This window comes from Bradyrhizobium sp. 23, assembly GCF_023073295.1.
GTDB lineage: Bacteria > Pseudomonadota > Alphaproteobacteria > Rhizobiales > Xanthobacteraceae > Bradyrhizobium > Bradyrhizobium canariense_D.
In genome coordinates, this window is record NZ_JADPJF010000088.1 from 120,068 (window position 1) to 124,584 (window position 4,517).

General features: G+C 64.0%; 5 protein-coding genes. All 5 read left to right on the top strand.

Translation table 11 applies throughout. The annotated features are described in order from the left end of the window. Positions 1-114 precede the first annotated feature (114 nt). The 5 genes from IVB32_RS43070 to IVB32_RS21505 all read left to right on the top strand — a co-directional run bounded on the left by IVB32_RS43070 (position 115) and on the right by IVB32_RS21505 (position 4,412). The gene (locus tag IVB32_RS43070) at positions 115-309 is read left to right on the top strand and encodes a hypothetical protein (protein WP_026232437.1); all 195 of its coding nucleotides are present in this window, start codon (positions 115-117) and stop codon (positions 307-309) included. 24 nt (positions 310-333) lie between these two features. Further along, positions 334-924, top strand: a complete 591-nt coding sequence (locus IVB32_RS21490) for an SCO family protein (protein WP_018453003.1) — start codon at positions 334-336, stop codon at positions 922-924. Positions 925-1,015: 91 nt separating this feature from the next. Next, positions 1,016-1,951, top strand: coding sequence for a transporter substrate-binding domain-containing protein (locus IVB32_RS21495; protein WP_018453004.1), 936 nt, complete (start codon positions 1,016-1,018; stop codon positions 1,949-1,951). Positions 1,952-2,211: 260 nt separating this feature from the next. Further along, positions 2,212-2,721: a TIGR02281 family clan AA aspartic protease gene (locus tag IVB32_RS21500; RefSeq protein ID WP_026232438.1), complete on the top strand. Its 510-nt coding sequence runs from the start codon at positions 2,212-2,214 to the stop codon at positions 2,719-2,721. Positions 2,722-2,912: 191 nt separating this feature from the next. Beyond that, on the top strand, positions 2,913-4,412 hold the full coding sequence (locus IVB32_RS21505) for a phosphomannomutase/phosphoglucomutase (protein ID WP_018453006.1): 1,500 nt from the start codon (positions 2,913-2,915) through the stop codon (positions 4,410-4,412). Positions 4,413-4,517: the final 105 nt, after the last annotated feature.

Below are 4,517 nucleotides of genomic sequence, written 5' to 3' on the forward strand. Positions count from 1 at the left end.
CGGCATGACGGAGAACCTCCGTATCACAAGTTCTCCAGCCCGCCCGCCGCGCTTGCCCGGCCCGGTCCCAGCGCCTATTTGAAAGGCAGGGAACCCTTCACCCCGATCGTTGTCATGGCTCAACCACTGCACCCTACCCATCCTGTATCGGACAATTCGCCCACTGCCGGCCGGACGCCGGTCGTGCTGCTGTTGGCAGGTGCTGGCGTCGGCGGCCTGGTCGTGCTCGGCGCGCTCGCGCTCTGGTTCCACTACGGCAGCCAGGTGTTCTTCGAAATGATCAGGACCGGTCTTGCCGCCTGCTTCTGACACGCGACAGGAAGTTTTCCGCTCATGAGCCCTACCGCCCGTCCGCTGGTGATCGCGACCGCCTTCGCCGCAAGCCTCGTCCTCGGGCTGCTGATCGTATTCTGGGCCATGGGCGGGGTCGGCAAGGTGGCGCAGCCGGCCGCGATCGGCGGCCCGTTCCAGCTCACCGACCAGAACGGCAAGACCGTCACCGACAAGAACCTCAAGGGCAAGCCGACCCTGATCTTCTTCGGCTACACCCATTGTCCCGACGTCTGCCCAACCTCGCTGTTCGAGATCTCGGAAGTGCTGCGCGCGATGGGCAAGGACGCCGACAAGGTCAATGCCGTCTTCATCTCGGTCGATCCCGAGCGCGATACGCCGGCCGCGATGAAGGATTATCTGTCGAGCTTCGACCCGCACCTCGAAGGGCTGAGCGGCGATCCTGCCGAGACCGCCAAGGTGATCACCTCCTACCGGGTCTATGCCAAGAAGGTCCCGACCAAGGACGGCGACTACACCATGGACCACACGGCGCTGATCTATCTGATGGATCGCGACGGCCGCTTCGTCTCGCCGTTCAACCTGAAGCGCACGCCGGAAGAAGCCGCAGGGGAGTTGAAGCGGTATCTGTAGGCTTCCCTATTGACCGCAATCCGCGCTCGCGTTCCCGGCCGGATGGGCTATAAGGCCCTCCGATCCCAACGAAAATCGTTCATTTCAGCCGATGGCTCCATCGCAACAGGCGAAATCGTCCAAATCCGCCCGTGGCTTGCTGACCGGGCTGATCGTCGGCGTCTGCGCGCTCGCTGCTGCGCCGTCCGCGCAGGCGCAGGCCCCGGCCAAGCAGCCCCCAACGGCGCCGCAAGCCTCACCTCAGGTCGCGCCGCAAGCCGCCCCGCAGGCGGTGCCGGGTTTCTGGGACCCGCGGCGGCGGCCGGAGCGGCCGGACCTGTCGCGCCTGACCGTGATCCGTTTCCTGACCGAGACCGACTATCCGCCGTTCAACTACACCGGCGCCGACGGTAATCCGGCCGGCTTCAACGTCGACTTCGCGCGCGCGCTGTGCGAGGAGATCAAGGTCACTTGCACGGTGCAGATGCGGCGCTTCGAGACGCTGGTCGATGCGCTCGCCTCCAACCGGGGCGATGCCATCATCGCCTCGATGGCGGTGAGTCCGCAGCTCCGCGCCCGGGTCGACTTCACCGATCCCTATTACCGCGTGCCTGCGCGCTTTGCTTCGCGCAAGGACGCGGTGATGCCGGAGATCCGGCCCGAATATCTCGAAGGCAAGAAGGTCGGCGTCATCGCCGGCTCCGCGCATGAGGCCTATCTCAAGGCCCTGTTCACCGACGCCGAGCTGCACCCTTATCCCAACGACGACGCTATGCGCGGCGCCTTGCGCAAGGGCGAGGTCGATTTCATCTTCGGCGACGCCATCGCGCTCGCGTTCTGGATCAACGGCACGGATTCCGGCGATTGCTGCGCCTTCTCCGGCGGCCCCTTCGTCGAGAGCCGTTTCTTCGGCGAGGGCATTGGCATCGCCGTACGCAAGGGCAACGACGTGCTGCGCCAGGCCCTGAACTGGGCGATGTTCCGCGTCTGGGAGAAGGGCCGCTACACCGATCTGTGGCTGCGGTATTTCTCGGTGAGCCCGTTCTAGTCCCAGGCGCCGTTGCCAATTCCTCATCCTGACGAGCTTGCGTAGCAAGCGTCTCGAAGGATGACGGCCCCGCTGGTGGCCGGGCCCTTCGAGACCCGCGCTTCGCGGGCACCTCAGGATGAGGATATGTCGTATCCGCGACACCGGCGCATTAACCGTCCGCTCATCCTTTTCGTCAAAATAGCACCGCTCTGGCCGCAGCGTCGCTCGCGGAGCGGCCTTCCGCGTGGTGAAATCGAGCTTCGGCTTCGAGTGGTGTGATGCGTAACATAATGATCTTCGCGGCGATCATGATCGGCCTCGGCACCTTCATGGCGCAGATGGCGGACAGGATGAGCTCCGCCTCGGCGACGTCGGTGCCGCGTACGGTCGCAGTCGCGTCCACCGCGGCGGCCGGCGGCCGCAGCCTCAACATCCCCCGCGACGGCCGCGGCCACTTCCAAACCGAGGGCCGGATCGAAGGCCAGCGCATCGGCTTCATGGTCGACACCGGCGCCTCCGTGGTCGCGCTGAACGAGACCTCGGCCGCCCGCTTCGGCCTGCGTCCCTCGCGCAGCGATTACAACGCCACCGTCTCCACCGCCAACGGCACCATCAAGGCCGCGCGCACTCGCATCGCCATGCTCGATGTCGGCGGCCTAATCGTGCGCGACGTCGATGCCATGGTGCTGCCCGACGAAGCACTGTCCGAGAACCTGCTCGGTCTCTCCTTCCTCTCCCGCCTCAGGCGCTTCGAATACGCCAACGGTCAGATGGTGCTGGAGCAGTAAAGGTCCTCCCAAAGGCGACGGCGACACATATTTCAAGAAAATCTCTATTTCGATCGCTCTCGCGGACAGATTTCCCCGTTACCAAACTGCCGCAATTATCATCCATAAGCTGCCATTCCCGCCTTCCGCTGCAGCCCGGCATTCGCTAAGGCTGCATCAAATCCTGGCTCTTTTTTCACGAGACCGTCTCAATGTTCCCCAAGCCGAAATCCGTGTTGCTGCCCAACACCTATGCCTTCGAATCCGAGCCGATGGTGAAGGCCACGGGCTTTCGCGAATACGACGCGCGCTGGCTGTTCCAGAAGGAAATCAACCTGATGGGAATCCAGGCGCTCGGCATGGGGCTGGGCGCGCTGATCGCAGAACTCGGCGTCAGCCAGGAGATCGTCACCGGTCATGATTTCCGCGGCTATTCGGCCTCGATCAAATATGCGCTGATCTCCGGCCTGATGGCAGCAGGCTGCAAGGTGCACGACATCGGGCTCGCGGTGACGCCGATGGCCTATTTCGCGCAGTTCGACCTCGACGTGCCCTGCTGCGCCATGGTCACGGCCTCGCACAACGACAATGGCTGGACCGGCGTGAAGATGGGCGCCAACCGCCCGCTGACCTTCGGTCCCGACGAGATGACGCGGCTGAAGGAGATCGTGCTGGGCGCCGAGTTCAAGAACAAGGCCGGCGGCTCCTATCAATTCCACGAGAATTATCCGGCGCGCTACATCGCCGATCTCACCAGCCGCCCGAAGCTCAAGCGCAAGCTCAAGGTTGTCGCGGCCTGCGGCAACGGTACCGCCGGCGCATTCGCGCCGCAGGTGCTGGAGGCGATCGGCTGCGAGGTGATCCCGCTCGACACCGAGCTCGACCACACCTTCCCGAAATACAATCCGAACCCCGAAGACATGGAGATGCTGCACGCGATCCGCGACGCGGTGCTGCAGCACAAGGCCGATGTGGGTCTCGGCTTCGACGGCGACGGCGATCGCTGCGGCGTCGTCGACAACACCGGCGAGGAGATCTTTGCCGACAAGGTCGGCGTGATGCTGGCGCGCGACATGTCCGCGATCCACAAGGACGCGCAGTTCATCGTCGACGTGAAGTCGACCGGCCTGTTCATCACCGATCCGGTGCTGCAGAAGCAGGGTGCAAAAACCACCTACTGGAAGACCGGCCATTCCTACATGAAGCGCCGCACCCATGAGACGGGTGCGCTCGCCGGCTTCGAGAAGTCCGGCCACTTCTTCTTCAACAAGCCGTATGGACGCGGCTATGACGACGGTCTCGTCTCGGCGCTGGCGATCTGCGATATGCTTGACCGCGCCCCCGGCAAGTCGATGGCCGATCTCAAGAACGCGCTGCCGAAGACCTGGTCGTCGCCGACGATGTCGCCGCATTGCGCCGACGAGACCAAATACGGCGTCATCGACAAGGTGGTGAAGCACTTCGAGGCCTTGCAGGCCAAGGGCGCCAAGATCGGCGGCCAGTCGATCCGCGATCTCGTCACCGTCAACGGCGTCCGCGTCACGGTCGAGGACGGCAGCTGGGGCCTGGTGCGTGCCTCCTCCAACAAGCCCGAGCTCGTTGTCGTGGTCGAGAGCCCGGTCTCCGAGCAGCGCATGCACGACATGTTCGAGATGGTGAACAGCGTGCTGCGCACCCATCCCGAAGTCGGCGAGTACAATCAGAAGATTTGAGGCGCGAGGCTAGTCTCACCTGCTGTCATGCCCCGGCTTGACCGGGGCATCCAGTACGCGGCTTATCCGAACCCCATCATCGTCTCTGGAATACTGGATCCCCCC

Bases quoted from the DNA above. Each gene is read 5' to 3' on its own strand.
- IVB32_RS43070 (WP_026232437.1), top strand. From the start codon at position 115: ATGGCTCAACCACTGCACCCTACCCATCCTGTATCGGACAATTCGCCC.
- IVB32_RS21490 (WP_018453003.1), top strand. From the start codon at position 334: ATGAGCCCTACCGCCCGTCCGCTGGTGATCGCGACCGCCTTCGCCGCA.
- IVB32_RS21495 (WP_018453004.1), top strand. From the start codon at position 1,016: ATGGCTCCATCGCAACAGGCGAAATCGTCCAAATCCGCCCGTGGCTTG.
- IVB32_RS21500 (WP_026232438.1), top strand. From the start codon at position 2,212: ATGCGTAACATAATGATCTTCGCGGCGATCATGATCGGCCTCGGCACC.
- IVB32_RS21505 (WP_018453006.1), top strand. From the start codon at position 2,913: ATGTTCCCCAAGCCGAAATCCGTGTTGCTGCCCAACACCTATGCCTTC.